Origin of the sequence: Spirosoma sp. SC4-14 (genome assembly GCF_037201965.1) — a bacterium.
Lineage (GTDB): Bacteria > Bacteroidota > Bacteroidia > Cytophagales > Spirosomataceae > Spirosoma.
The window spans coordinates 5,030,362-5,052,981 of sequence record NZ_CP147518.1; the positions used below are offsets into that span (position 1 = coordinate 5,030,362).

Here is a 22,620-nt window from a genome sequence, read left to right on the forward strand (position 1 = left end):
GCTTGTTCGTACTTAATTTCTCAACTTTGAGTAAGAAAAACCCCACCCAGTGTATCAGGTGAATCAATATACTAATATCCTCTGACGGGATTTACGTACCTTTGTCACTCAAAGACTGATCAACCTGTAGCTTATGCTGGAGAACGTCAAAGCCATATACGAAGAAATTAATCAATATAACGTCGCATCAAAAGAACAATTAGAGCAGTTCAGAATGCGGTTTATCAGTCGGAAAGGGGTTATTACCGAATTATTTGACGGGTTAAAAACTATTCCGGCTGCTGATAGACGGGCCGTTGGACAGGAGCTAAACGGTCTGAAAAATTTTGCTCAGGAACGATTTGAATCATTCAGTCAACACATTGAAAATCAGCAGGATTTAGCAAATAACGCTCCCCCTGTCGACCTCACTCTGCCAACGGTTCCGAACCTGACGGGTACCCAACACCCTCTGAGCCTGGTTCGACAAAGAATTATCCAGATTTTTGAACGGATCGGCTTCAACGTTGCCGATGGCCCGGAAATAGAATCGGACTGGTATAACTTCGGCGCATTAAATTTTCCTGATAATCACCCTGCCCGGGATATGCAGGACACCTTTTTCGTCGAAAAGCACGAAAGTAATCCATCGGCCGATATGCTTCTGCGGACACACACCTCTAACGTGCAAATACGGCTTATGGAACGGCAACAACCGCCCATTCGCTCCATTATGCCGGGGCGGGTCTATAGAAATGAAACCATTTCGGCGCGGGCACACTGTATGTTCCATCAGGTTGAAGGGATTTATATCGACCGCAATGTGGGCTTTAAAGATCTGAAAGACACATTGTATCATTTCGTCAAAGAAATGTTTGAGCCGGGCACTCAAATCCGCTTCCGACCATCGTATTTCCCATTTACGGAACCAAGTGCCGAAATAGACATCTCGTGTCAGATCTGTGGTGGCAAAGGATGCAACATCTGTAAGCACTCAGGATGGGTCGAAATTGCAGGTTCGGGTATGGTCGACCCGCAGGTTATTGCCAATTGTGGCATCGACTCTGAAGAATATACCGGCTTCGCATTCGGAATGGGAATTGAACGAATCACCCAATTGAAGTACGTTGTCAATGACCTGCGTCTTTATACCGAAAACGATGTCCGTTTCCTGCGACAGTTTGAAGGACTTTAACTAATGAGCGAATGAGTAATTGAGTGAATGAGCAAATAACTATTTCGCTGCTATTCGCTCAATCACTCATTCGCTCATTCACTCATTACCTATGTCTCCCATTCGTTTATCAGACTTAGCCTTTACGCTTGAAGCCGTTCTTGACGACGCCTTTGGTCAGAAAGCTATATGGGTTATTGCCGAAACGAGTGATATTAAAAACTATCCCGACCGTGGCTACTGTTTTCTGACCCTGGTGGAGCGAGAGGCTGGTCGGGAAACGCTGGCAAAACTCGATGCTTGCATCTGGCGCCGAAATTACCATACCATAAAGGATTTTGAACGGGCTACCGGCGTAGCCTTTGCCCGTAATATCCAGCTCTTATTACAGGTAGCCGTTAGTTTTAGTCCGGTCTACGGCCTACGCCTGGAAATTCTTCAGATTGACCCATCCTATACACTTGGTAATCTTGAACGTGAACGACAGGCGGTTCTGGATGCGCTCGTTCAGAATCATCCCGAGCTGGTTTGGGTCGAAGCAGGCCAATACATTACTGCCAATCAATTAGTATCTCGTCCGGCTGTGTTCCAGCGACTGGCATTGATTGCGGCCCCCGGCTCTGATGGCTGGCGCGATTTCCGGCATGAATTAGCACAGAATCCATATGGGTATGCTTTCATTGTTGACGAATACCTCACTCAGATACAGGGAAAAGGGGCCGAGAAAGCCATCTGTGCCCAGCTCGAACAAATTCAGGCCAGCACCATTCCTTACGATGCTGTTGTGATCGTTCGCGGTGGTGGTTCACAACTGGACTTCGGTTCTTTTGATACCTATCAAATGGGCAAAACCGTTGCGGGGTTTGGTATTCCTATTCTGGCGGGCATTGGTCACGAACGGAACGTCAGCATAACGGATATGCTTTGTCATGAAAGCGTAAAAACGCCAACCAAAGCAGCCGCATTTCTAATTGACCATAATCGGCAATTTGAAGAAAGCTGTCTAATTCTTCGCGAACGGTTAACCGTTGTGGCACGGGAAGCGTTGCAAACCGCTCGGGAGCAGGTAGATAGTGAAACAGAACGACTTCGGTTTGTTATGCACAATTATTTTCGGGACCGGCATACCGATCTGACCGAAAAAGCCGTGACGATTCGCCATCTCGACCCGTCCAATGTACTCCGTCGTGGGTATGCACTTATCCAGCGCAATGGGTCAATTATCACGAAGCGTTCTGCCATTAAACCCGGCGATACCCTTCAGATACAATTATATGATGGGCAGGTAACGGTTATTAGTGAGCAATCAGCCTTTTGAATTAATAACCTGTTTTTCAGGAAATTACAGACTAGCTGCTAAACCATTTATAGTATGACCTATCAGGACGCCTATGACCAGCTTACGACACTTGTCGACCAAATTGAAAATGAGCAGGTTCCACTCGACGAACTTCCGGCCAAGATCCGACTGGCAAGTGAACTGATTACCTTTTGTCAAAATCGGCTTCGCGATGTTGAAACGGAATATCAGGAGGTTATCGAGCGATTACCAAAGCGATAAAAAAAGAGTATTTATCGCTCTGCTTTTTGTGACCTTTGCTAAACCTTGCCTAATTTTATCGCCGGGGTAGAACCCTAAGGGGATGTGTTTGTGCCAATACCTGAAGAGATGTGAGTTATAATCCCCTGCTTACTGCCTGATTGAGACTTTCTGTATGAATTTGTTTGCCACGTTAAATGAAGTACTGAATTCGGATGTTCTGGCTCGAATTGCCGCATATATCGACGAACCTTCCGAAAAAACCAACAAGGCCGTAAATGGTCTTGTTTATACCATTGTGGGTGGTCTTATGAAACGGACCACAACCGAAATAGGCGTCAATCAGCTTTTTAACCATATTCAAAAAGGCCGCTTCGATGGTTCGCTTACCGATAATCTGAGTACTATTCTACGCGAGCCTAGTCAGACAAACGCCTTAATTACACAGGGCGATGAAGTAATCAGTCATTTGCTGCCAGCCATGAAAAGCTCAATCGGTAGCATGATTTCGGGCTATGCCGGTATCCGTAACTCATCTGCCATTTCGCTTTTAGGGCTCACCAGTACGATTGTTCTGAATGTATTGGGAAAACAGGTGAAAGATCGAAAACTTGATGCCGACGGGTTGGCGGCCTCACTGTTTAGCGAACGCGAAGCGTTTGTCAATGAGGTTCCGGAAGAGTTAATGCCCCGGCTTATTGAAAAGATAGGCCTTCATCAGGTTGTAAGCGGCCTCGCTACACCCGCCCGGCGCACCTCCGTTGAAACAACAGGACGTCAGGCAGCGGCTTCAGGTACTGGGGCGCGCTCAACGGCAACCGTTAGCCGCCCCCCTGTTAGCTATGACCCGGTTGACGAATCAGACAACGACAATGGAGCACTCACAAAGTGGGGTGTAGGACTTTTGTTTGTGCTGGCACTTTCGGCTGGCGGTTACTACATTTATCAAAATACAAAGAATCATTCGGCAACCTCGGGCGATGTCGCTGACGAAGTAACGATCTCAAGCGATACCATTCAGGCCGACACGGTAACCCGATCACTGGCCGTTCCGGTCGAATCAACAGCAAAGCCCAAACCGACGTCACCTCCTTCTTCGACAACAGCGGCCAGTGCCGCTACGGCACCAACCGGGAGCCTGACCCAATCGATGACACCTTACCTGGGTAATCCAACTTTACCTAAAGGTCGTGTTTTCCCCTTAGCGGGTGTATCGTTCGTGCCAGGATCGCTTTCGCTCACACCGGGTTCAACGGCCGCAGTGGGCGAACTGGCCACGCTTCTAAAAACCTATCCGCAGTTGCAGATTCAACTAGTAGGCTATGCCAACGATGCCAGTGCACTGCCAGCTACCGGCTTAACCAACAAAAGCCTTTCTTTCAAGCGGGTAAATGTGATAAAACAACAACTGATATCGTCGGGTATCAACTTTGTTCGCGTCGATGCTATTGGCCGGGGCACTGGTGTTTCGAAGACCGATACATCAGGTATTGTCAAGCCAACCCTCCGAAAAATTGACGTGAAAGTTGTTGTGAAATAGGTTTAAATCGAATCATGCGAATGGGTACAGAATCGATATAGACCGATTCTGTACCCATTCGCATGATTGCCCTTGTTACTTCGGTATTTTCCGAAGCTGTCGAACAACTTTGCTACCATAGGGTTCAGTAAAGGAAAGCTTATTGACTTACTTACTGAAAAGCTATGACAACTGACATTGGAAAAACGGCCCTTATCACGGGAGCCTCAAGCGGAATTGGTCGAGAGTTGGCAACCCTATTTGCCAAAGATGGCTATAACCTGGTATTAGTAGCCCGTAGCGAAGAAAAACTACACGAATTAGCCGATAAATTTAAGCAGCAGTTTGGAACATCGAAGATTAGCGTAATTGAAAAGGACTTGTCGAATCCGGAAGCACCACAGGAAATTTATGACGAAGTAGTTCGGCAAAACATTACCGTTAACACCCTTGTAAACAATGCAGGCTTTGGCGAATACGGCAAGTTCGCTACCGAAACAGATCTACAAAAAGAGCTCAATATCATTCAGGTCAATCTGACAGCGCTGGTGCATCTGACCAAGTTGTTTCTGAAAGATATGGTACAGCGAAACGAAGGTAAAATTCTGATGCTTGGCTCCATAGCATCGATTATGCCCAACCCACTGATGGCCGTTTATGGGGCTACCAAATCGTTCATTTATTCGTTTTCAGAAGCCCTTCGCAACGAGGTTAAAGACACTGATATTACCATTACCGTTCTGATGCCTCCTGCCACCGACACTGATTTCTTTAATAAAGCCGGGGCCATGAATACAGTAGCCCAGGAAACGGCCCGCGCTAATGACCCGGCCGACGTTGCCAGGGAGGGCTATACGGCGCTGATGAAAGGGAAAGACAAAGCAATTGCCGGTTTCTCTACTAAAATGCAGGCCGCTGCTTTCCGTGTTCTACCCGACTCAATGGTTAGTCAGGCAGCCCGTTTACAAATGAAAGAACGTACTGATGCCGAGCAGGAAAAGCAATCGGCCAATCTGGCTCTTGGCATTGGCATTGCGGCTATTGCTCTGGCCGGAATTGTTATTGCAGCTACGTATACTAAGCGAAACGGCTGGGCCGAAGGGGTCAAATTAGGTAATATTATTGATCGGGCACGCTATCGCTACAAGGCAAACGAGGTTGTTGATTCGGCCAAAGATGCCATTAAATCGGCGATGGAGTCAGTGAACGGAACTATAGCCAATGGTAAAGCAAAAGCCGAAAAAGTGCTGGCTTAAGCCCAATACAGTTCAATCTGTAAACAGCTCCCTTATGGCAAGGGAGCTGTTTTATTACGAATGCTTTCCAGGAAATTTATCAAATACTTTTTTTATTGCGTCATGTACCTGTGTCGGTACCACTTCTCCCCTGCCCAACACACTCAAGATGGCAACATCCCACACAAGCTCATTCCGTTGAGCATCAACAAAATGTAGGCTAACCGTTCCTTCCTGATACGTACCAACAGGCACATCCTGGCTTTGCCAATGATATCGTCGTTGGCCAGTATAAATTGGTGCTTCGTAGATGGTAGTCTGCCGTGTTTGCGTTTTTTCTTTCACAACTGCGCCAATATTCACGAGCAAATCAGGATTATCGTTTGTTTGCTGATAACCCCGATTTTTTAATTCAGTCGCAACAGCCTGCCGTACCTGTTCAACCACAACCCGATACGTACCACCAGGCATAGGGTCAATCCGGGCCGTATCGATAAAAGCAAACGTTCGATAATCGGCCCAGGTAGCCGACTTGTCGGTTTCGTTCCGAATGATTCGGTACGACGATGAGCAACCTGCCAGCAGAATACAGGCTACCATCAACATAGTGAACAACCTTCTCATAAACTTATTCGTGTGTTTACTACAGCGGCTAATTTGCCCGATACGCAATGGACCGCAACGAAACGCCCGGTCCTTTATCGCTACTTTTAAAACTGCCATCCGGCAAACCTCTACCATAAAACTGGTAGCTACTACATAAATCGTCACGTATAAAGACCGAATAATCAAAACAACTTTCAGCCGCCGTAGTTCAATAAGTTACTCACTAACCATTCGAATGACATGGATTCAGGAACCGGAAAAACGGCTTTGATCACAGGCGCTTCCAGCGGTATAGGCCAGGAATTGGCTAAACTTTTCGCTCAGGATGGCTATAATCTGGTATTGGTTGCTCGTAGCGACGATACACTGGATCGGCTGGCCGAAGTGTTTAAAAGTAATTATGGAACCCAACAGGTAACGGTCATAAAAAAAGACCTGGCCGAAGAAGATGCCGCTCAGGATGTCTATAATCAGGTCAAGGCAAAAGGAATTACAGTAAATGTACTCGTCAATGACGCGGGCGTTGGGTTATATGGCCTTTTTGCAACCGATACCGATTGGGAACGGGAAAAAGCGATGATTCACCTGAATGTACTCACACTGACCCAGTTGACCAAGCTCTTCCTGTATGACATGCTGGCCCGGAATGAAGGCAAAATCCTGAATCTGGCCTCGCTACTGTCAATTACACCCACTCCACTAATGGCTGTTTATGCAGGAACCAAAGCCTACGTTTATAATTTTACCCAATCGCTTGCCAATGAGTTGAAAGACACCAACGTAACCATTACGGCTCTACTACCCAACGCAACCGATACCGATTTCTTTCATAAAGCCGGGGCCGAAAACACTAAGGTAACCGACGAAGTTCAGGACCCCGTTATGGTAGCCAAAGATGGCTATGAAGCCCTGATGGCAGGTAAACCAAAGGTTGTTCCCGGCGGGCTGAAAAACAAGTCTTATGAAGTATTGGCCTATGTTGCTCCGCAGGAAGCGTTAGCCTCACTTATGCACGAAAAAATGTCGCTTAAACCCGATCCAGCCGAGGAAACGCAAAAAGAAAAGTCATCGACTTTAGCCTGGGGTATTGGGTTTGGAATCGCCGTACTGGCAGGCGTTGCCATTGGCGTTGCCTATAACAACCTAAGTGCCTATGACAAAGCCCGGTATCGGTATAAGGCGAAATCATGGGGAAACGCCCTGGCTGATACATTCGCTTCGGTTATCGATACAGTTGCTGATACCTATGAAAATGTGAAAGCAAAGGCAGATCAGGTAGTACCTAAAAAAGAAGTCGTAGAGAAGGAACTGGAAGTAGCCTAACGGTTAACCAATCAGACAAGATTCTTTCCTTATATCTAACAACTCTGTTATGAAAAATTCATCATTCTGGCGTATTGCTACGGCTGTTTTTGCCGTTGGCAGTATTCTCTACACCTCTTTATCCAGCGGCCAGTCGCGGCAGGAAAGTCGGAAACGCCAGCAGAATGCTCCCGACAGACAAGACCGAGAGTTCGACGTACCAGTAGAATACCAGAACGTTTTCGAGAAAAACATGATTGTTCCGGCAGGCTGGACGTTTGGCGTTGTCTGGTCGACGATTTACGCAGGGCTGGGCGCATTGCTGGTGCATCAGGCATTACCCTCACAGGCTATGAACCCGCGCTACCAGAAAGCGCTGCCGTGGTGGTGGGCAAGCTGGACACTCAATGCTATTTTTGGCCGGTTCTTCTCGCAAAACGACCCACAGAGCATTGTTATCTCGGATCTGACCACCAAATTCAACCTGCCTGCAGCCCTGGCATTGCACAATAGTCTGGAAATTGGCAGGACCGATGTACCGGCTCCGGAACATTACCTACGCATTCCGGTAAGTCTGTATGCAGGCTGGCTTACTGCGGCAACGGTTGTCGGAACGCCTAATACACTGTTAACATTGGGTTGGTGGAAACCCGACGAAAAACGCGACCAACCCGTGGCCGCTGGCATTCTGAGCGCTACCGCCGGAGTCGGTTATCTGGTTGCCCGCCGGTTAAACGATCCGTGGTATATGGTGCCGTTTGTAGCAGGCTTCAGCGGAATTGCCTCGCGTCAGTGGCATCGCCAGCCAGTTGTTGCCTGGACAGCCGCGAGCCTGGCGGCAACGTTTGCCGGGCTGTTGGCTTATTGGCTTCCCAAAGGCAAATTTCACGATCCCGACCGTATTGTAGTTCATGATGCCGAAGCCGAAGTTATTGCCGAGCAGGTTGAAACATCGGAACCACATCAGGCCGAAATTGTACGTGAACGCATGAAGCCAATCGAAGCAGAAGGATTAGATTAAGTAATTTATATAGCAAAAAGAGCCGACCTGCCTGGGCAGGTCGGCTCTTTTTGTTTAGCAAACGGTTAGCAAATCATTTATCCCCATTCGTCCATCTTTTTATTCGCTTCATCCTATTCCGATTGTCCGCAGTATCTGTTATCAGTAGTTTCGGCGACTAATTCATCGCCATGATACCTACAGTTGATACTCATTTGGGCTTCAGATCTGCCGAACATGCCCAACCTGCTCGCATTCAGGTAGTAGATGCCCTTCGCGGATTTGCCTTATTTGGCATTTTACTGGTGCATTGTGCTCAATGGTTTTCGGCCGGTCCGCTGCCCGATACTATTTACCAAAAACATGCAAATGGTATTGATAATGGCATTGCTCAAACCATTGTCGGCTTATTCTTCGATGGTAAATTTTACACCTTTTTCTCCTTCCTGTTCGGACTTAGCTTTGCCCTCATGCTCACTCGCAACCAGGATTCACCGGGCGTTTTTTACCGCAGGTTTGCCTGGCGGCTGATCATATTGGGTGTAATTGGCTTTCTGCATCATCTGATGTGGCGGGGCGATATTCTGTCGATCTACGCGATGCTTGGATTTGCCATGCTTCTACTAAGCCGGGCCTCCAACAAAGTGATTCTGGTTATAGCTATTTTACTGGTCATGAACCTGCCTACGCGACTTACCCGTGTTTATAATGATTTTATCAGCCCACCCGTAAAAGCGCAAACCCAGCCAGCTCAGAAACAGTTTGAGCAGGAAGCCAAAACCTATTACGATGTTCTGAAGCATGGCAGCTATAAGGATCTGGTAACGTTCAATTTCAAAGCGTTCGACGATAAAATGCAGTTTCAGGTAGAAAGCGGTCGGCTTTATATTACGCTTGGATTCTTCCTGTTAGGTCTGTATGCCGGTCGACGGCGGTTATTCCAGCAACTAGCCGAGAACCGCACATTCTTCCGAAAGCTTACCCGGTTTAGTGGTTTTAGCGTATTGGGTATTACGGCCGTTGGCGGAGCACTAATTGCGGTTTATGGCAATACACAGCAACCGCCCAAAGCCATCGAACTGCTGTTTATGACACTTTTCGACATCCATAGCGCGTTAATGACCGTATTTTACATAGCTGGCCTGACGCTTCTCTTTCAAAAAAACTCCTGGCAATGGATTGCATCACCCCTGGCATCGGTCGGGAAAATGGCGCTTACGAGCTACATCCTGCAAACGGCCATTGGCACTGCGCTCTTCTTCGGATTCGGGCTAAGCCTGCTGGCCGAAGTTGATTTATGGATAGCGGCTTTAACTGCCATACCAATCTTTATGGCTCAGGTTTTATTCAGCCGCATCTGGCTTGCGCAGTTCAGATATGGCCCACTCGAATGGCTCTGGCGTTCGTTGACGTATTTTAAAATGCAACCGATGCGGTTATAAAGACTGGCTCGTAAAGCCCGCTCGTCTAAAATAATCTGTCGTTTTGTTAGGTCCAAAGCACCGTTTTATCTTACCTATGCCATAATTTCCTGATTCGTTAATCCGGGCTTATAAAACAAGCCAAAATGTCCGAAAAACCACTCCGGCCCATGATTTGTTACTAAAGAGTAAAGAAGCGGTGAAAGATAGGTTATATCGACCAGCGTATGTTTTTCACTCTACACTTTTCACTCTTCACTCCTTAACGATCATGGATTTCAAGAATTACACCGTAAAAGCGCAGGAGGTCGTTCAAAAAGCATCGGAAATTGCATTGGGCAACGGCCAGCAAGCTATTGAAACAGGTCACCTACTTCAGGCGATTCTGTCGGAAGACGAAAACGTGATTGGCTTCATCGCGAAAAAACTGGGAGTCAATCTAAAAAATACAACGGGAGCATTACAGGCCATCGTGAGCACTTACCCAAAAGTTTCGGGGGGCAATGGTGGTGTGTACCTGAGTAACGATACAGCCGCAGCATTTGCCAAAGCCAGCAGTTATACCAAAGAATTCGGCGACGAATTTGTGAGCGTCGAACTGATGTTGCTTGGCCTTATGGCCGGTAAAGACCAAATTGCAACGTTATTGAAAGATGCCGGTTTCACCGAAAAACAAACGAAAGCGGCTATCAACGAACTTAGAAAAGGAAACTCTGTGAAAGACCAAAACGCAGAAGCTAAATATCAATCGCTGGAGCGGTACAGTATTAATCTCAACGAACGCGCCCGCACTGGCAAAATCGACCCGGTTATTGGCCGCGATGAAGAAATCCGGCGGGTGTTGCAGATTCTGAGCCGTCGGACCAAAAACAACCCAATTTTGCTGGGCGAACCGGGCGTTGGTAAAACCGCCATTGTTGAAGGACTAGCCCAGCGAATTGTTTCGGGCGATGTACCCGAAAATCTGAAAACCAAAACTATTGTCTCGCTCGACATGGGCCTGCTCATTGCAGGCGCCAAGTATAAAGGTGAGTTTGAGGAGCGGCTGAAAGCCGTAATCAAAGAAGTAACCGACTCCGATGGACAGATCATTCTGTTTATTGATGAGATCCATACGCTGATTGGTGCCGGTGCCGGTGGCGAAGGAGCTATGGATGCGGCTAACTTGCTGAAACCAGCCCTGTCGCGTGGTGAACTGCATACCATTGGTGCCACCACCCTGAAAGAATACCAGAAGTATATCGAGAAAGACAAAGCACTCGAACGCCGGTTCCAGGCCGTTATGGTCGATGAGCCCGACATGCCCGATGCCATCTCGATTCTGCGCGGTATCAAGGAAAAATACGAATTACACCATGGCGTTCGCATCAAAGACGATGCGGTGATTGCCGCCGTTGAACTCTCGACGCGCTACATTACAGATCGTTTCCTGCCCGACAAAGCCATTGATTTGATGGATGAAGCGGCTGCTAAACTACGGCTGGAAATGGATTCGGTTCCCGAAGAACTCGACGAATTGAACCGGCGCATTATGCAGCTCGAAATTGAACGCGAGGCCATTCGTCGGGAAAACGACAAGGAGAAAGAAACGGTCCTCAACAAACAAATTGAAGACCTGAGCGAACAACGCAACAACCTTAAAGCCAAGTGGGAAACCGAAAAAGCATCGGTCAACGAAGGTCGTACGCTGAAAGAACAGCTCGACCAGCTACGCTTTGAAGCCGAACAGGCCGAGCGTAGTGGCGATTATGGTAAAGTAGCCGAAATTCGCTATGGCCGGATTCCTGAAATTGAAACCAAACTGAATGATTTAGCCAAAGAAGGTGGCGACAGCGATTCGTCGGACCGCATGATGCAGGAAGAAGTAACCGCCGAAGATATTGCCGAAGTGGTGGCTAAATGGACGGGCATTCCAGTATCGAAAATGCTGCAAAGCGACCGCGAAAAACTGCTGAATCTGGAAAAAGAATTAGGCAAACGCGTAGCCGGGCAGCAGGAAGCCATTGAAGTGGTGTCGGATGCCGTTCGGCGGAGCCGGGCCGGTATGCAGGACCCAAAACGGCCCATCGGTTCGTTTATCTTCCTCGGCACAACGGGGGTTGGGAAAACCGAAGTGGCGCGGACGCTGGCCGAATACCTGTTCAATGATGAGAATTCGATGGTGCGGATCGATATGTCGGAATATCAGGAGCGTCATGCCGTAAGTCGGCTGATTGGTGCTCCTCCGGGATACATTGGTTATGACGAAGGTGGTCAGTTAACCGAAGCCGTTCGCCGGAAACCTTACTCAGTCGTTTTGCTCGATGAGATCGAAAAAGCGCACCCCGACGTCTGGAACATTTTGTTGCAGGTGCTCGACGAAGGCCGGTTGACCGATAACAAAGGTCGCGTGGCTAACTTCAAGAACACGATCATCATCATGACGTCGAACATCGGTAGCCATCTGATACAAGAGAAGTTTGCCGAAGATGAAGGCTGGAACCACTCGCTGGTACTTGATGAAGCGAAAGCTGCCGTAATGGAATTACTGAAACAAACCATTCGGCCCGAGTTTCTGAACCGGATCGATGAGATTGTGATGTTCGAGCCACTGACGAAAGCAAACATCCGCAAGATTGTGGACATTCAGTTCAACGAAATCAAGAAACGGCTGGCCGAAAACGGCATACAGCTCGACGCCACCGACGAAGCCCTGAACAAACTCGGCGAAGAAGGTTTCGATCCGCAGTTTGGGGCTCGGCCGCTGAAACGGGTATTGCAACGCCGGGTTCTGAACGAACTCTCGAAAGCAATTCTTTCGGGCGAAGTCAAAAAAGACTCGGTGGTGCTGATGGAGTTGAACCACGACGGCGAAATCGCATTCACGAATCTGGATGCTGAAATCGAATTATAAGTTCATAGAGAGTTGTAATTACTGATAGACAAGTTGAAACACCCGGCACTGCTTCGTAGCCGGGTGTTTTTGTGTATATTTATAAAAAAACAGTCGCTTTATGAATAGTCAATAACTATGACGTATCAAAATTATATTTCCATCGATCCGGAAATCCGTTTTGGGCGGCCTTGTATCACCGGCACTCGTATAAGTGTCTATGACGTTCTAGGCTGGTTAGGATTAGGAATGAGCGTTCCAGATATTATAGACGACTTTCCAGAATTAACAGAAGAACAGATTAGAGCCTGCTTACTCTACGCAGCCGACCGAGAGCGCAAAATCTGAGTGATCGTATGAGCGTCCCAGCTTTCAAACTACTGTTTGATGAGAATATTCCCTACCGGATAGTCAGGAAAATAGCTCACCTTTATCCAGATAGAGAACAGGTGAAACGGTTAGGATTACTTAGCAAAAAGGATGGAATAATTTGGGAATATGCTAAACATAACAACTATGTTATCGTGACGCATGATGAGGATTACGATGAACTAAGCGCCTTACGGGGCGTTCCCCCAAAAGTAATATGGCTCAGAACAGGCAACATTACAACTGACGATTTAGCAAAGTTGCTAATTAGTCATGCCGACCAGATTAAAGAATTTATGAAATTGGAAAGGGAACACGGTTGTCTGGAATTATATCAATAACAGGAAAGGACCAACCTCCAAAAAGCAACAAAAAGCACCCCATCTGGAGTGCTTTTTTAATACAAAATAGGTGAATTTCTAGCGCCGACGGCCAAACAACCGTAGCAGGTAGAGAAACATATTGATAAAGTCCAGGTAGAGTCGCAACGCCCCCATAATAGCCTCTTTCCGGTCTTCGTCGGTGCCTGCGTTGCCAATAATGTTCATTTCCTTGATTTTCTGAGTATCGTAGGCCGTCAGTCCAACAAAAATCAGCACACCCGCATAGGTCGATACCCAATAGAGTGTTTCATTTTGCCAGAACAGATTGACCAGCGAGGCAATAATCAATCCGATTAGCGCCATAAGCAGAAAACCGCCCAGCGAAGTCAGGTCGCGCTTAGTATAATAGCCGTAAGCACTCATAGCGCCGAAGGTTCCGGCCGTCACGAAGAAGGTAGAAGCAATCGAACCACCGGTATAAAGCAGGAAAATCGACGCCAGTGTCAGACCATTCATTACAGCATAAGCCATAAACAGAATGGTGGCCATACGAGCTGACAACCGCTGTATTGCCGCCGACAGTGACACAACCATCAGAAATTCGCCAATCAGCAACCCGTAGAAGACAATTCGATTACCAAAAATAATTTCCAGCACAGCGGTCGAACTGGCAACCCAGATTGAAACAGCAGCCGTAACAAGCAGCGCAACAGACATCCAGCCATATACCTGGGTCATAAAAGCAGCCTGCTCTTGTCTAATTTGTTCGGCAGTTAGCGAAGGGTGGTGTTGCTGAGGATAGGATTGTGATTCCATAAAAGACATTGATTTAGGTAGGAAAGAGCATTAAACAAACGAATATAATAAAGTTCGCAGGTTTCCGACACCATTTTTCTGTAAAGCCAGCAAGCCGAAACCTTCTGGGTTCCGGCTTGCCGTAAAATTGACAAAAAAGAAACAATGTGTTACTGCAAATTGGCATCTTCGCGGCTATTGAAGGTATCGCCCTGGTTAATATCGCCGGTTTTAAGCCCTTTCTTAAACCAGTATACGCGCTGGGCAGATGTGCCATGGGTGAAGGCATCGGGCACTACACGTCCCTGCGTTTCTTCCTGAATTTTATCGTCGCCAATGGCATTGGCGGCTGTCAGCGCTTCTTCAATGTCGCCAGGGTCAAAGTCAAAACTTTTTCCCTGTGCATAATGTGCCCAAACACCGGCCAGAAAATCGGCCTGAAGTTCTAACCGAACCGATACTTTGTTATAATCCCGCTGGCTGAGTCGTTCCCGAAGGGCATCGGTTTTGTCCATAATACCCATCAGTTTCTGAACGTGATGGCCAATTTCGTGCGCAACGACATAGGCATTGGCAAAATCGCCAGTAGCCCCGAAGCGCTGGCTTAACTCATCATAAAACGACAGATCGATGTATACTTTCTCATCGAGCGGGCAGTAGAACGGCCCCATAGCCTGCTGTGCCGTACCACAGCCCGACGAGGTTACTCCCCGGAACATGACCAGCGTTGGCTTGCGATACTGAGCGCCTTCTTTCGCAAATAACTGTGTCCAGACGTCTTCGGTACTACCCAGTACTTTCCGCGTAAAATGAGCAGCGGCATCGTCGGGTTGTGGGCCGGTAGGTGCTTCCGACACCTGCTGAGTTGGAGCACTCTGGTTCAAAATATCGGATGGATCTCCGCCCAGAAGCATAACAATGACGGCTATGACGACGGTGCCTATGCCCCCGCCAACCAATAAACCGCCACCCCCACCTCCGCGCCGATCGTCGACGTTATCACTTTCTCTTTGTCCTAACCAACGCATGGTTGTTAACTGATTTTTAAGTAAAACAATGGTTACGATGATGATATAACTCCAAAGTAAGTAAATCGGCTTATACCAACGATAGTTTTACTTAGCGAACCTTCATTTTTTTTATTTTGGCTTTGCCCGCTCATACGGCAATGGCCATGCAATTTCCTCCCCTAATGCCTGAGCAGCATGAAGTGGAAAATACGGATCGCGCAAAAATTCCCGTGCCAGCAACACCAGATCGGCCTGCCCATCGGCCAGAATAGCTTCGGCCTGCTCAACGCTCGTAATAAGCCCAACGGCACCGGTCAGCATACCGGTTTCCTGCCTGATGCGTTCGGCAAACGGCACCTGATAGCCCGGCCGGAGTGGTATTTTGGCATGAGCCACGTTGCCACCGCTTGAACAATCGATCACATCGACACCCTTCGTTTTCAGAACAGCCGCCAGCGCAACCGAATCGTCAATAGTCCAGCCTCCCTCGGTCCAGTCGCTGGCCGAAATCCGAACAAACAGTGGATACTCTTCGGGCCAGACAGCCCGAACTCGTTCAACTACATCAACCACTATTCGAATCCGATTATCAAACGAGCCCCCATAGTCGTCGGTTCGCTGATTGCTCAACGGCGATAAAAACTCGTGCAGCAGATAGCCATGAGCAGCATGGATTTCGGCAACCTGAAAACCGGCGTCCACTGCCCGTCGGGCAGCATTCTGAAAATCGATCAGTACATTTTTGATTCCCTCAGCCGTAAGGGTCAGCGGGCGCGGATCGACCTCTGAAAATGGGATGGCACTCGGCCCCACGGTCTCCCAGCCTTTTGGTTCGGTAGAGGCAATAGCCTTACCGCCGTCCCACGGCCGATGGTGACTGGCCTTACGACCGGCATGAGCTAACTGAATACCCGCAACAGCGCCTTGCTGATTAATAAACTGCGTAATTCGTTTCAACCCGGCAATATGGTCGTCGCTCCAGATTCCCAGATCGTGGGGCGAAATTCGGCCTTCGGGCGAAACGGCAGTGGCTTCGGTAATGATTAATCCGGCCCCTCCTACCGCCCGACTGCCCAGGTGTACCAGATGCCAGTCGTTGGCAAACCCGTTTTCGCTGGAATACTGACACATGGGCGAAACAACAATGCGATTTTTTAGCTGAACACTACGAATGGTGATCGGAGAAAAAAGAACAGACATAGGCTAACGTGCTGTTGAGAATCCAGCACTGTATGTACCAACTGCGGGCAAGCCAGTGAGGTTTCCATTTTGGCCGATTATTCACCCGAAAAACATTTCCTGAATCAATCAGTTGCTATGCATACAATCATAAAACTCAACAATCATGACAAAGGACACGAAAATTGATCGGCGCGACGATGTCAGACCGACCGAAGGAGAGCACAAATACGGTGATGTAGAGTTTGCAGACCGAACAAACAAAAAGTATCCCATAGACACCCCTGAGCACGTTCGGGCAGCGTGGAGCTATATAAATCATAAAGACAATGCTGCCAAATATGACGCCGATGAAGTGGATGTCATCAAAAACCGCATTAAGAAAGCCGCAGAAAAACATCACGTCGCTATAGAAAGTGAGTAGTTCGGTTCAAGCTTCCTGCTACCAAAGACCCGTCGATATGGCGGGTTTTTGCTTAACTGGTTTTCTAAAAGCAGTAACCTTTCCAGAATGAATTCAGTTAACTACCTAACCTCCTCCGCCTAGTTCACGATCGACCATGCCAGCCTCTAAAACACCAATTTACAGTGCCTTAGCCGCTAATCTGGCCATTGCCATCACCAAATTTATAGCGGCCAGTATAACGGGAAGTTCGGCAATGGTTTCGGAAGGAATCCATTCGATGGTCGACACGCTAAATGAGGTTCTGCTACTCCTGGGAATTGCCCGCAGCCAAAAACCTGCGGATAAAAAACGTCCTTTTGGGTATGGGAAAGAGCAATATTTCTGGGCCTTTATTGTCTCGATCCTGATTTTCGGGGTGGGTGGTGGTGTATCATTTTATGAGGGCATTACGCACCTACAACACCCTGAGGTTATCGAAAATCCGCTCTGGAACTATATCGTGCTGGGTGTAGCCTTTTGTTTCGATGGTATTTCGTTCATTACAGCCTTCAAGGAATTTAACCGGCAACGCGGTGAGCAACCGTTCTGGTCGGCCGTTAAGCGCAGCAAAGATCCATCTACATTTGTGGTTCTGTTTGAAGATGCATCGGACCTATTAGGGCTAATTGTGGCTTTCCTGGGCGTTTTTCTGGGTCATCAACTCCAGAATCCCTATTTCGATGGAGCCGCTTCTATCATTATTGGCTTACTGCTCACCGCAGTGTCTATTGTGCTGGCCCGCGAAAGTCGTAGCCTTCTGATGGGTGAAAGCCTCGAAGAATCAACCTTAAGCCAGATTATAGCACTAACAGAGCAGGACAAAACCGTTGATCAGGTTCTCAACTCGCCATCTATGTATTTGGGTCCGGAAGAAACCATCATCATGCTAGTTGTTGCTTTTCAGAGCACCTTGTCAACTACCGACATTAATCTGGCCATCAGTCGAATCCGGGCAACCATTCAGCAGCAATTCCCGATTGTCAGGCATGTTTTTATTGAACCGGGCGTAGCAGCCTCGGACGCCCAGGCGAATGGTGCTTAATTCTGCAAAAACTGCCGAACAGCCTGCTTTACTTTGTCTTCTTCGCAGGATGTGGCCAAATGGCCGCAATCGCCCGTAAGTTCAACCAACGGCACCTGCAACGATCTGGCCAGTTCGGTAGCCATTCCGGGGGTAACCATATGGTCCTGCGTAGCGACGACAACCAACAGCTTTGCTTTAATCGTAGATTTCAGCTCAGCTACCGTTCGGCCCCGGTAAATATCCTGACCAATCATAGCTCGAAGCTGCGAAGCCCAGTTATACGGATTTGTGTTTGCATAGCCATTTTCTTTCTGCTGTACAAAAGCGGGTTCATCGTCGGCTTTCAGATGGGTCAGAAAATAGGTTGGTGTTGTTAGATTTAGTTCGTGAAGATCACCGGTAGTTTTCATGGCTTCGGGCGAAAAATTGCCCCGTTCCAGAATAGTAAGCTGCGTGCCCCACATTAGCTTATCGTAGCTACTTTGTTTTGGTGTTCCAACAATAGGAACTACCTTATCTATAAAGGTTGGGTACGACACCAGCCATTCGAACGACTGCATACCGCCCATCGAAATACCCATCACGGCATACAGATGGGTCAGATTCAGGTACTTCGTAACCAGCTCATATTCAGAGCGGACCATATCGCGGATTGTAAACTGCGGAAACTCAGCTCCGGCCTGCGCCGTACTGTTCGATGGCGACGACGACACACCATTGCCTAGCGCATCGACCACAATCGTAAAATACTGTGTGCTATCGGCAATGCCCCCCGGATTGGCTACAAAGGCTTTCCCCTGCGAGGTACCACCAAACCAGGTTGGCACCAGAATTGCGTTGGACCGATTGGCATTTAACCGACCAAATGTTCGATAGCCCAGACGGCAGTTCTGAATGGTTTGACCATTTTCGAGCTGAAAATCGCCCAGGTCGGCAAAGCGTTGCTGCGCATAGCCAGAGCAAACCAGGAGAAGAAAGAATACGATTAGGTTGACAAATGAATATCGAGGCATAGAAAGCTACGTTTCCGCAAGAAAGGGAGCTTTCCTGATTTCTTACTTTGCCGCCCCTTTGTTTAGCATAAGCTCAACCTAAAGCTGGTTGCATACCATCGTTCGCTGAATTTATTTCACCCCGAATTTCCGCAGATTATATACAAAGCTCAATAGCACATATTGACGCAGCACACGACTTTGTACATCGTCGATATATGAGTCGGTAGTGTTGCGAACCAGACTACGGTTCTGATTCAGCAGGTCGAAAACCTGAATACGTATCTCGCCCGTATTACCTTTAAAAAACTGCCGGGCCAGCGCCATATTCCAGAGTGTAAACTGCTGATTATAACCCGCCGACCGGCCAGAAGTAGCCGTATAGGTCAGATCGCTGGTCAGAACAAACCGGAACGGCAATTGCCAGTGCAGATCGGCCGTTGCATACTGCGCCCAGTAAGACGTATTTTGTTGACTCAGCAACGAATACGTAGCCGTCTGATACGTTACGGTTCCACTTATCCCATATTCCAGTTTGCCGTTGTAGTTCGACTGCAACCGTATTCCCTGTCCAACACTTCCAGTTCGGGAGGCATTAATCTGGTCGTTAATGAAGCTCATGGCGCGTGTATAACCTGCATTGGTTGTCAGTATGAGATTTAGTTTTACGGGCTGAATCTGTCGATTGATAGACATTGTACCATTGAGCGACCAATAGCCCCCTGCATTGACCGGTTGAGTGGTTTGCACACCAGCACTGTTGATGGTTGTGGCCGAAGCAATGCGGTTAGTACTTTGGTTTAAACTGGCAAACATAAATAGACTCCTGCCCATCACCGTACCCGTACCATTATACGTCAGCGTAATTGTGTTATAATACTCGGGACGAAGCGCCGGGTTGCCCAAACGAACATTGAGCGGATTGGTGTTATCGACAACCGGCTGCAATTGCGTTATTGTAGGGGCTGTCAATCGCGTCCGATATTGCAGTCGCAGGCTACGGTTACCCGGAAAGGTATACGAAAACAGTGCATTCGGTAATAGATTCAGGTAGCGGTGACTTGAACTAGTATCGATCGAGCGATTTTCGACACGGAGTTGGGCCTGCTGCACATCAAAGCCTAACGCATAGGTGTACCGCAATCGGCGCGTCTGCATGGTAGCGCCAGCCTGATGCGTTGCAAAAATACTCCTGAAGCGATTTGTCAATGCCGAATTTGGTCGGTCATATAGACCGGTAGCTTCATCGAAATCAACCGTGTTGCGCTCGGCCCGATTCTGGTGATTGGCATACGCATACTTAAACTCAAGCTTTCGAGTCAGCGATAAGGGTTCTACATACGATAGCGTTACGGTGTTTTGTAGCCCCTGGCTTAGCTGATCGTTTCGTTGATTGAGTCGAATCTGGGTTGGATTGCTCCCTGTTGAATCGTAAAGCCTATTGATCGATTGGTTTAAGGCTCCCGTTTCGCCATTGGCCAGAATCGTGTTCAGATTGGCCGAAAATGTCCGACCCTCACGTCGAAATTTCCGCATCAGCAACAGATTACTATATCCATTATGCCCATTCCCGGATGAGTTGTAGCTAGTTTCGCCCGTGTTGAGCAGTTGAGAGTCGGCAGTCGGCCCAATGGGCAAAACCGACCGGCTGGTCAGGGCACTTTCAAACCCCGTATGCTGCCATGAGATATTGGGCGTTAGCCGGAGACTCGTTAAAGAATCGAGTTGCCAATCCAGGCGTCCATTAAATCGCTGGGTTGTCTGCCGGTTCTGCGAATACGAATGCTGATCGGTAGTAAACGACTGCTCGGGCAGAATACTCTGCCGATGGTTTTGCTGATCGGTGGTCGTAATGGCCTGGTTGACAAAATAACTGGCCGACACCTCCGCTTTCTTCCCTAGTTTATCGCGATAATTAGTGCCAATCGCTTTTGTTTCAATGATATTGGTTGGCGACTGATTTCCAGCCACAACAAAACTACCCGGCCCACCCACAATAACGGGTCCAGTAGCCCCCCCATCGCCTAACGTGAAGTTTTGCTGATTAAGATTATTAGCCTGCCCAATCAGCGATAACTGACGGCCATTGTTGAATCGGTTCAGGCTTAACCGACCCTGATAGCGAGCAGGTCCAGTCTCACGATTCGGTCCGGCACCCACGGCATTCTGACCAAAATAGCCCCGACGTTTGTCGCGTTTGATGGTCAGATTGATTGTGCGCTCGCGATTACCATCATCAATGCCCGAAAACTGCGACTGATCCGATGACTGGTCGTATAACTGCACCTTATCGACAATATCGGCGGGCAGATTCCGGGTTGCCATTTTGGGGTCATTACCAAAGAAAGGCTTGCCATCGACCAACACCCGGCTGATGGTTTGCCCCTGCACCCGGATTGTACCATCGCGACTGACGTCTACACCCGGCAGTTTACGCAACAACTCTTCTACCTGTGCGTTTGGCTGCGTCTTGAACGAACCGGCATTAAATTCCAGCGTATCGCCCCGCACCGCAATGGGTGCCCGCTCCTGCCGAACAATCACTTCATCGAGTGTACTGGATTGCTCAGTCATTAGCAACGATCCAACATCGATTAGCGGATTGTTGCGATCGACCGATATGAAATACGCTGCATTCCGATAGCCCAGAAAGGTAATGAGCAGTCGATATTTACCCGGAGCCAGGTTGCGGAATCGAAACCGACCATCACCATCCGTTACGGTAGCTGTCACATAATCAGAATCGCGGGCGGTTTGTAGTGCTACCGATGCCAGCCGAAGCGGTTTGCCGCTTACCGAATCGACAACTGTTCCCCGAATTTCTGGTTTACTGGTCAATTTCTGGGCAAAAGCATTTGTCAACACTCCAACCAGGAGCGTAATAAAAAGCAGGAAGGATTTCATGAATTGAGATTGGAGATTGGGGGTTAATTCCGATCACCCATCATCAGTTGTTGACGAAAATCGGCCAGTGCTTTCTGACGCAGATCCGCTAATCGATCAGCCGAAACGGTTTCGGCTGCGGTTGTCGGCTGTATATCTTTTATGTCGACGGCATCCTGGCTCACTTTGGTAGCCCGGAACTGCTCGCGACTACTTTCAATTAGCAGCACCACACCTGCCTCGGGCGTTAGTTCATTGATGGGCGAATACGTAACGGGCAGATCTGTTGTGTACCAAACCGTATAGGTTTCTTTGCGAAACGGAACTGTTGCTTTGCGGCAAACATAGCCAGCAATCTTTTTTGTCTGATCGGTCAGTTTCCAGTCAGTAGCCCGCGTAATTGATGTTTCGGCCCGGTAGGTTCTGGCTTCTTTATCTTTCCCAATTGTTAAAACTGTAATAGATTTTTGGGCAGCCAGATCGACGTAAACCTGCTCTTCGAACGGACGGCCCGCCGTTGACGTTTGGGTCGGCCCTGGGCCTGCGGCCCCTAACGTTACCATTGTCCGAACGGCCGTGTTTTCGCCTTCGCGATTCACTTTGGCAAAAGTCCCGGCAATCAGTGTCTTTTGCCCGAAGGTACGGGTATCTGGTATGTCGCTGGGGAAGTTAGGATCGCCAGGTTTCACCTGTTCGCCATTGATCACGATTCGCATACTGTTCGGATCAATTTTGCGAACCACTTCGTAAGCAATTTGCCCTGACCAGGTAGCAGCAGATGATGTTTGGGCAAAAATGGGAGCCACACCGCCAGCAAGCATGGCCAATAATAGTATCAGGAAAGAGAACGTCTTCATAAAAATGTCTGGTTTAATTTGATGGGTCAAAGTTCCAGCAACGTTCTGTAAGGCACTGCTATTTAGTGTTAAACAGTGTTAACGGTATAGCAAAG

The 22,620-nt window shown here is 48.3% G+C and carries 20 protein-coding genes; 13 read left to right on the forward strand and 7 right to left on the reverse strand.

Annotated elements, in window-relative coordinates; translation table 11 throughout:
* The first annotated feature begins 133 nt into the window (after window positions 1–133).
* From pheS to WBJ53_RS20535, 5 genes are all read left to right on the forward strand, one after another.
* Window positions 134–1,174 (forward strand): phenylalanine--tRNA ligase subunit alpha, encoded by a 1,041-nt coding sequence (pheS, locus tag WBJ53_RS20515; protein ID WP_338869589.1) that lies wholly within the window; start codon window positions 134–136, stop codon window positions 1,172–1,174.
* A gap of 91 nt (window positions 1,175–1,265) precedes the next feature.
* Window positions 1,266–2,471 carry an exodeoxyribonuclease VII large subunit gene (locus tag WBJ53_RS20520; protein WP_338869591.1) on the forward strand — a complete coding sequence of 402 codons (1,206 nt, stop codon included), beginning with the start codon at window positions 1,266–1,268 and terminating at the stop codon, window positions 2,469–2,471.
* A gap of 54 nt (window positions 2,472–2,525) precedes the next feature.
* Window positions 2,526–2,714, forward strand: coding sequence for an exodeoxyribonuclease VII small subunit (gene xseB, locus WBJ53_RS20525; protein WP_338869593.1), 189 nt, complete (start codon window positions 2,526–2,528; stop codon window positions 2,712–2,714).
* Window positions 2,715–2,868: 154 nt separating this feature from the next.
* The gene (locus tag WBJ53_RS20530) at window positions 2,869–4,233 is read left to right on the forward strand and encodes a DUF937 domain-containing protein (protein WP_338869595.1); all 1,365 of its coding nucleotides are present in this window, start codon (window positions 2,869–2,871) and stop codon (window positions 4,231–4,233) included.
* Window positions 4,234–4,397: 164 nt separating this feature from the next.
* Window positions 4,398–5,468, forward strand: a complete 1,071-nt coding sequence (locus WBJ53_RS20535) for an SDR family oxidoreductase (protein ID WP_338869597.1) — start codon at window positions 4,398–4,400, stop codon at window positions 5,466–5,468.
* 54 nt (window positions 5,469–5,522) lie between these two features.
* On the opposite strand, the gene WBJ53_RS20540 is transcribed toward WBJ53_RS20535, so the two are convergent.
* On the reverse strand, window positions 5,523–6,071 hold the full coding sequence (locus WBJ53_RS20540) for a DUF4136 domain-containing protein (RefSeq protein WP_338869600.1): 549 nt from the start codon (window positions 6,069–6,071) through the stop codon (window positions 5,523–5,525).
* 222 nt (window positions 6,072–6,293) lie between these two features.
* Here WBJ53_RS20540 and WBJ53_RS20545 point away from each other — a divergent pair, with 222 nt between their 5' ends.
* The 6 genes from WBJ53_RS20545 to WBJ53_RS20570 all read left to right on the forward strand — a co-directional run bounded on the left by WBJ53_RS20545 (window position 6,294) and on the right by WBJ53_RS20570 (window position 13,358).
* The gene (locus WBJ53_RS20545; protein ID WP_338869602.1) at window positions 6,294–7,376 is read left to right on the forward strand and encodes an SDR family oxidoreductase; all 1,083 of its coding nucleotides are present in this window, start codon (window positions 6,294–6,296) and stop codon (window positions 7,374–7,376) included.
* A gap of 49 nt (window positions 7,377–7,425) precedes the next feature.
* On the forward strand, window positions 7,426–8,376 hold the full coding sequence (locus WBJ53_RS20550) for a TspO/MBR family protein (RefSeq protein ID WP_338869604.1): 951 nt from the start codon (window positions 7,426–7,428) through the stop codon (window positions 8,374–8,376).
* Between the two features lie 170 nt (window positions 8,377–8,546).
* A complete protein-coding gene (locus WBJ53_RS20555) occupies window positions 8,547–9,797 on the forward strand; it encodes a DUF418 domain-containing protein (RefSeq protein WP_338869607.1) in 1,251 nt (416 codons plus the stop codon).
* A gap of 250 nt (window positions 9,798–10,047) precedes the next feature.
* Window positions 10,048–12,669, forward strand: coding sequence for an ATP-dependent chaperone ClpB (clpB, locus tag WBJ53_RS20560; protein WP_338869609.1), 2,622 nt, complete (start codon window positions 10,048–10,050; stop codon window positions 12,667–12,669).
* 117 nt (window positions 12,670–12,786) lie between these two features.
* The gene (locus tag WBJ53_RS20565; RefSeq protein WP_338869611.1) at window positions 12,787–12,996 is read left to right on the forward strand and encodes a DUF433 domain-containing protein; all 210 of its coding nucleotides are present in this window, start codon (window positions 12,787–12,789) and stop codon (window positions 12,994–12,996) included.
* A gap of 8 nt (window positions 12,997–13,004) precedes the next feature.
* Window positions 13,005–13,358: a DUF5615 family PIN-like protein gene (locus tag WBJ53_RS20570; protein ID WP_338869613.1), complete on the forward strand. Its 354-nt coding sequence runs from the start codon at window positions 13,005–13,007 to the stop codon at window positions 13,356–13,358.
* 78 nt (window positions 13,359–13,436) lie between these two features.
* Here the strand turns inward: WBJ53_RS20570 and WBJ53_RS20575 are convergent, their stop codons facing one another.
* The 3 genes from WBJ53_RS20575 to namA form a co-directional block, all read right to left on the reverse strand.
* Window positions 13,437–14,078: a Bax inhibitor-1/YccA family protein gene (locus tag WBJ53_RS20575; protein ID WP_338877213.1), complete on the reverse strand. Its 642-nt coding sequence runs from the start codon at window positions 14,076–14,078 to the stop codon at window positions 13,437–13,439.
* A gap of 227 nt (window positions 14,079–14,305) precedes the next feature.
* Complete coding sequence (locus WBJ53_RS20580; protein WP_338869615.1) at window positions 14,306–15,163, reverse strand: neutral zinc metallopeptidase; 858 nt, start codon at window positions 15,161–15,163, stop codon at window positions 14,306–14,308.
* Between the two features lie 111 nt (window positions 15,164–15,274).
* Window positions 15,275–16,345: an NADPH dehydrogenase NamA gene (gene namA, locus WBJ53_RS20585; RefSeq protein ID WP_338869617.1), complete on the reverse strand. Its 1,071-nt coding sequence runs from the start codon at window positions 16,343–16,345 to the stop codon at window positions 15,275–15,277.
* Window positions 16,346–16,490: 145 nt separating this feature from the next.
* Here namA and WBJ53_RS20590 point away from each other — a divergent pair, with 145 nt between their 5' ends.
* Both WBJ53_RS20590 and WBJ53_RS20595 read left to right on the forward strand, forming a co-directional pair.
* Window positions 16,491–16,748, forward strand: a complete 258-nt coding sequence (locus tag WBJ53_RS20590; RefSeq protein ID WP_338869619.1) for a DUF6582 domain-containing protein — start codon at window positions 16,491–16,493, stop codon at window positions 16,746–16,748.
* 136 nt (window positions 16,749–16,884) lie between these two features.
* A complete protein-coding gene (locus tag WBJ53_RS20595) occupies window positions 16,885–17,811 on the forward strand; it encodes a cation diffusion facilitator family transporter (protein WP_338869620.1) in 927 nt (308 codons plus the stop codon).
* On the opposite strand, the gene WBJ53_RS20600 is transcribed toward WBJ53_RS20595, so the two are convergent.
* The 3 genes from WBJ53_RS20600 to WBJ53_RS20610 form a co-directional block, all read right to left on the reverse strand.
* Window positions 17,808–18,806 carry an alpha/beta fold hydrolase gene (locus WBJ53_RS20600; protein WP_338869622.1) on the reverse strand — a complete coding sequence of 333 codons (999 nt, stop codon included), beginning with the start codon at window positions 18,804–18,806 and terminating at the stop codon, window positions 17,808–17,810. The genes WBJ53_RS20595 and WBJ53_RS20600 overlap by 4 nt on opposite strands.
* Window positions 18,807–18,917: 111 nt before the next feature.
* Window positions 18,918–21,689: a TonB-dependent receptor gene (locus WBJ53_RS20605; RefSeq protein ID WP_338869624.1), complete on the reverse strand. Its 2,772-nt coding sequence runs from the start codon at window positions 21,687–21,689 to the stop codon at window positions 18,918–18,920.
* Between the two features lie 23 nt (window positions 21,690–21,712).
* The gene (locus WBJ53_RS20610; RefSeq protein ID WP_338869626.1) at window positions 21,713–22,525 is read right to left on the reverse strand and encodes a GLPGLI family protein; all 813 of its coding nucleotides are present in this window, start codon (window positions 22,523–22,525) and stop codon (window positions 21,713–21,715) included.
* Window positions 22,526–22,620: the final 95 nt, after the last annotated feature.

What these genes read in the sequence shown, in the direction of transcription:
- WBJ53_RS20590 (WP_338869619.1), top strand. Translation starts at nt 16,491, where the DNA reads ATGACAAAGGACACGAAAATTGATCGGCGCGACGATGTCAGACCGACC.
- WBJ53_RS20605 (WP_338869624.1), bottom strand. Translation starts at nt 21,689, where the DNA reads ATGAAATCCTTCCTGCTTTTTATTACGCTCCTGGTTGGAGTGTTGACA.
- WBJ53_RS20535 (WP_338869597.1), top strand. Translation starts at nt 4,398, where the DNA reads ATGACAACTGACATTGGAAAAACGGCCCTTATCACGGGAGCCTCAAGC.
- clpB (WP_338869609.1), top strand. Translation starts at nt 10,048, where the DNA reads ATGGATTTCAAGAATTACACCGTAAAAGCGCAGGAGGTCGTTCAAAAA.
- pheS (WP_338869589.1), top strand. Translation starts at nt 134, where the DNA reads ATGCTGGAGAACGTCAAAGCCATATACGAAGAAATTAATCAATATAAC.
- namA (WP_338869617.1), bottom strand. Translation starts at nt 16,345, where the DNA reads ATGTCTGTTCTTTTTTCTCCGATCACCATTCGTAGTGTTCAGCTAAAA.
- WBJ53_RS20530 (WP_338869595.1), top strand. Translation starts at nt 2,869, where the DNA reads ATGAATTTGTTTGCCACGTTAAATGAAGTACTGAATTCGGATGTTCTG.
- WBJ53_RS20575 (WP_338877213.1), bottom strand. Translation starts at nt 14,078, where the DNA reads ATGACCCAGGTATATGGCTGGATGTCTGTTGCGCTGCTTGTTACGGCT.
- WBJ53_RS20580 (WP_338869615.1), bottom strand. Translation starts at nt 15,163, where the DNA reads ATGCGTTGGTTAGGACAAAGAGAAAGTGATAACGTCGACGATCGGCGC.
- WBJ53_RS20610 (WP_338869626.1), bottom strand. Translation starts at nt 22,525, where the DNA reads ATGAAGACGTTCTCTTTCCTGATACTATTATTGGCCATGCTTGCTGGC.
- WBJ53_RS20570 (WP_338869613.1), top strand. Translation starts at nt 13,005, where the DNA reads ATGAGCGTCCCAGCTTTCAAACTACTGTTTGATGAGAATATTCCCTAC.
- xseB (WP_338869593.1), top strand. Translation starts at nt 2,526, where the DNA reads ATGACCTATCAGGACGCCTATGACCAGCTTACGACACTTGTCGACCAA.
- WBJ53_RS20545 (WP_338869602.1), top strand. Translation starts at nt 6,294, where the DNA reads ATGGATTCAGGAACCGGAAAAACGGCTTTGATCACAGGCGCTTCCAGC.
- WBJ53_RS20555 (WP_338869607.1), top strand. Translation starts at nt 8,547, where the DNA reads ATGATACCTACAGTTGATACTCATTTGGGCTTCAGATCTGCCGAACAT.
- WBJ53_RS20540 (WP_338869600.1), bottom strand. Translation starts at nt 6,071, where the DNA reads ATGAGAAGGTTGTTCACTATGTTGATGGTAGCCTGTATTCTGCTGGCA.
- WBJ53_RS20595 (WP_338869620.1), top strand. Translation starts at nt 16,885, where the DNA reads ATGCCAGCCTCTAAAACACCAATTTACAGTGCCTTAGCCGCTAATCTG.
- WBJ53_RS20600 (WP_338869622.1), bottom strand. Translation starts at nt 18,806, where the DNA reads ATGCCTCGATATTCATTTGTCAACCTAATCGTATTCTTTCTTCTCCTG.
- WBJ53_RS20565 (WP_338869611.1), top strand. Translation starts at nt 12,787, where the DNA reads ATGACGTATCAAAATTATATTTCCATCGATCCGGAAATCCGTTTTGGG.
- WBJ53_RS20550 (WP_338869604.1), top strand. Translation starts at nt 7,426, where the DNA reads ATGAAAAATTCATCATTCTGGCGTATTGCTACGGCTGTTTTTGCCGTT.
- WBJ53_RS20520 (WP_338869591.1), top strand. Translation starts at nt 1,266, where the DNA reads ATGTCTCCCATTCGTTTATCAGACTTAGCCTTTACGCTTGAAGCCGTT.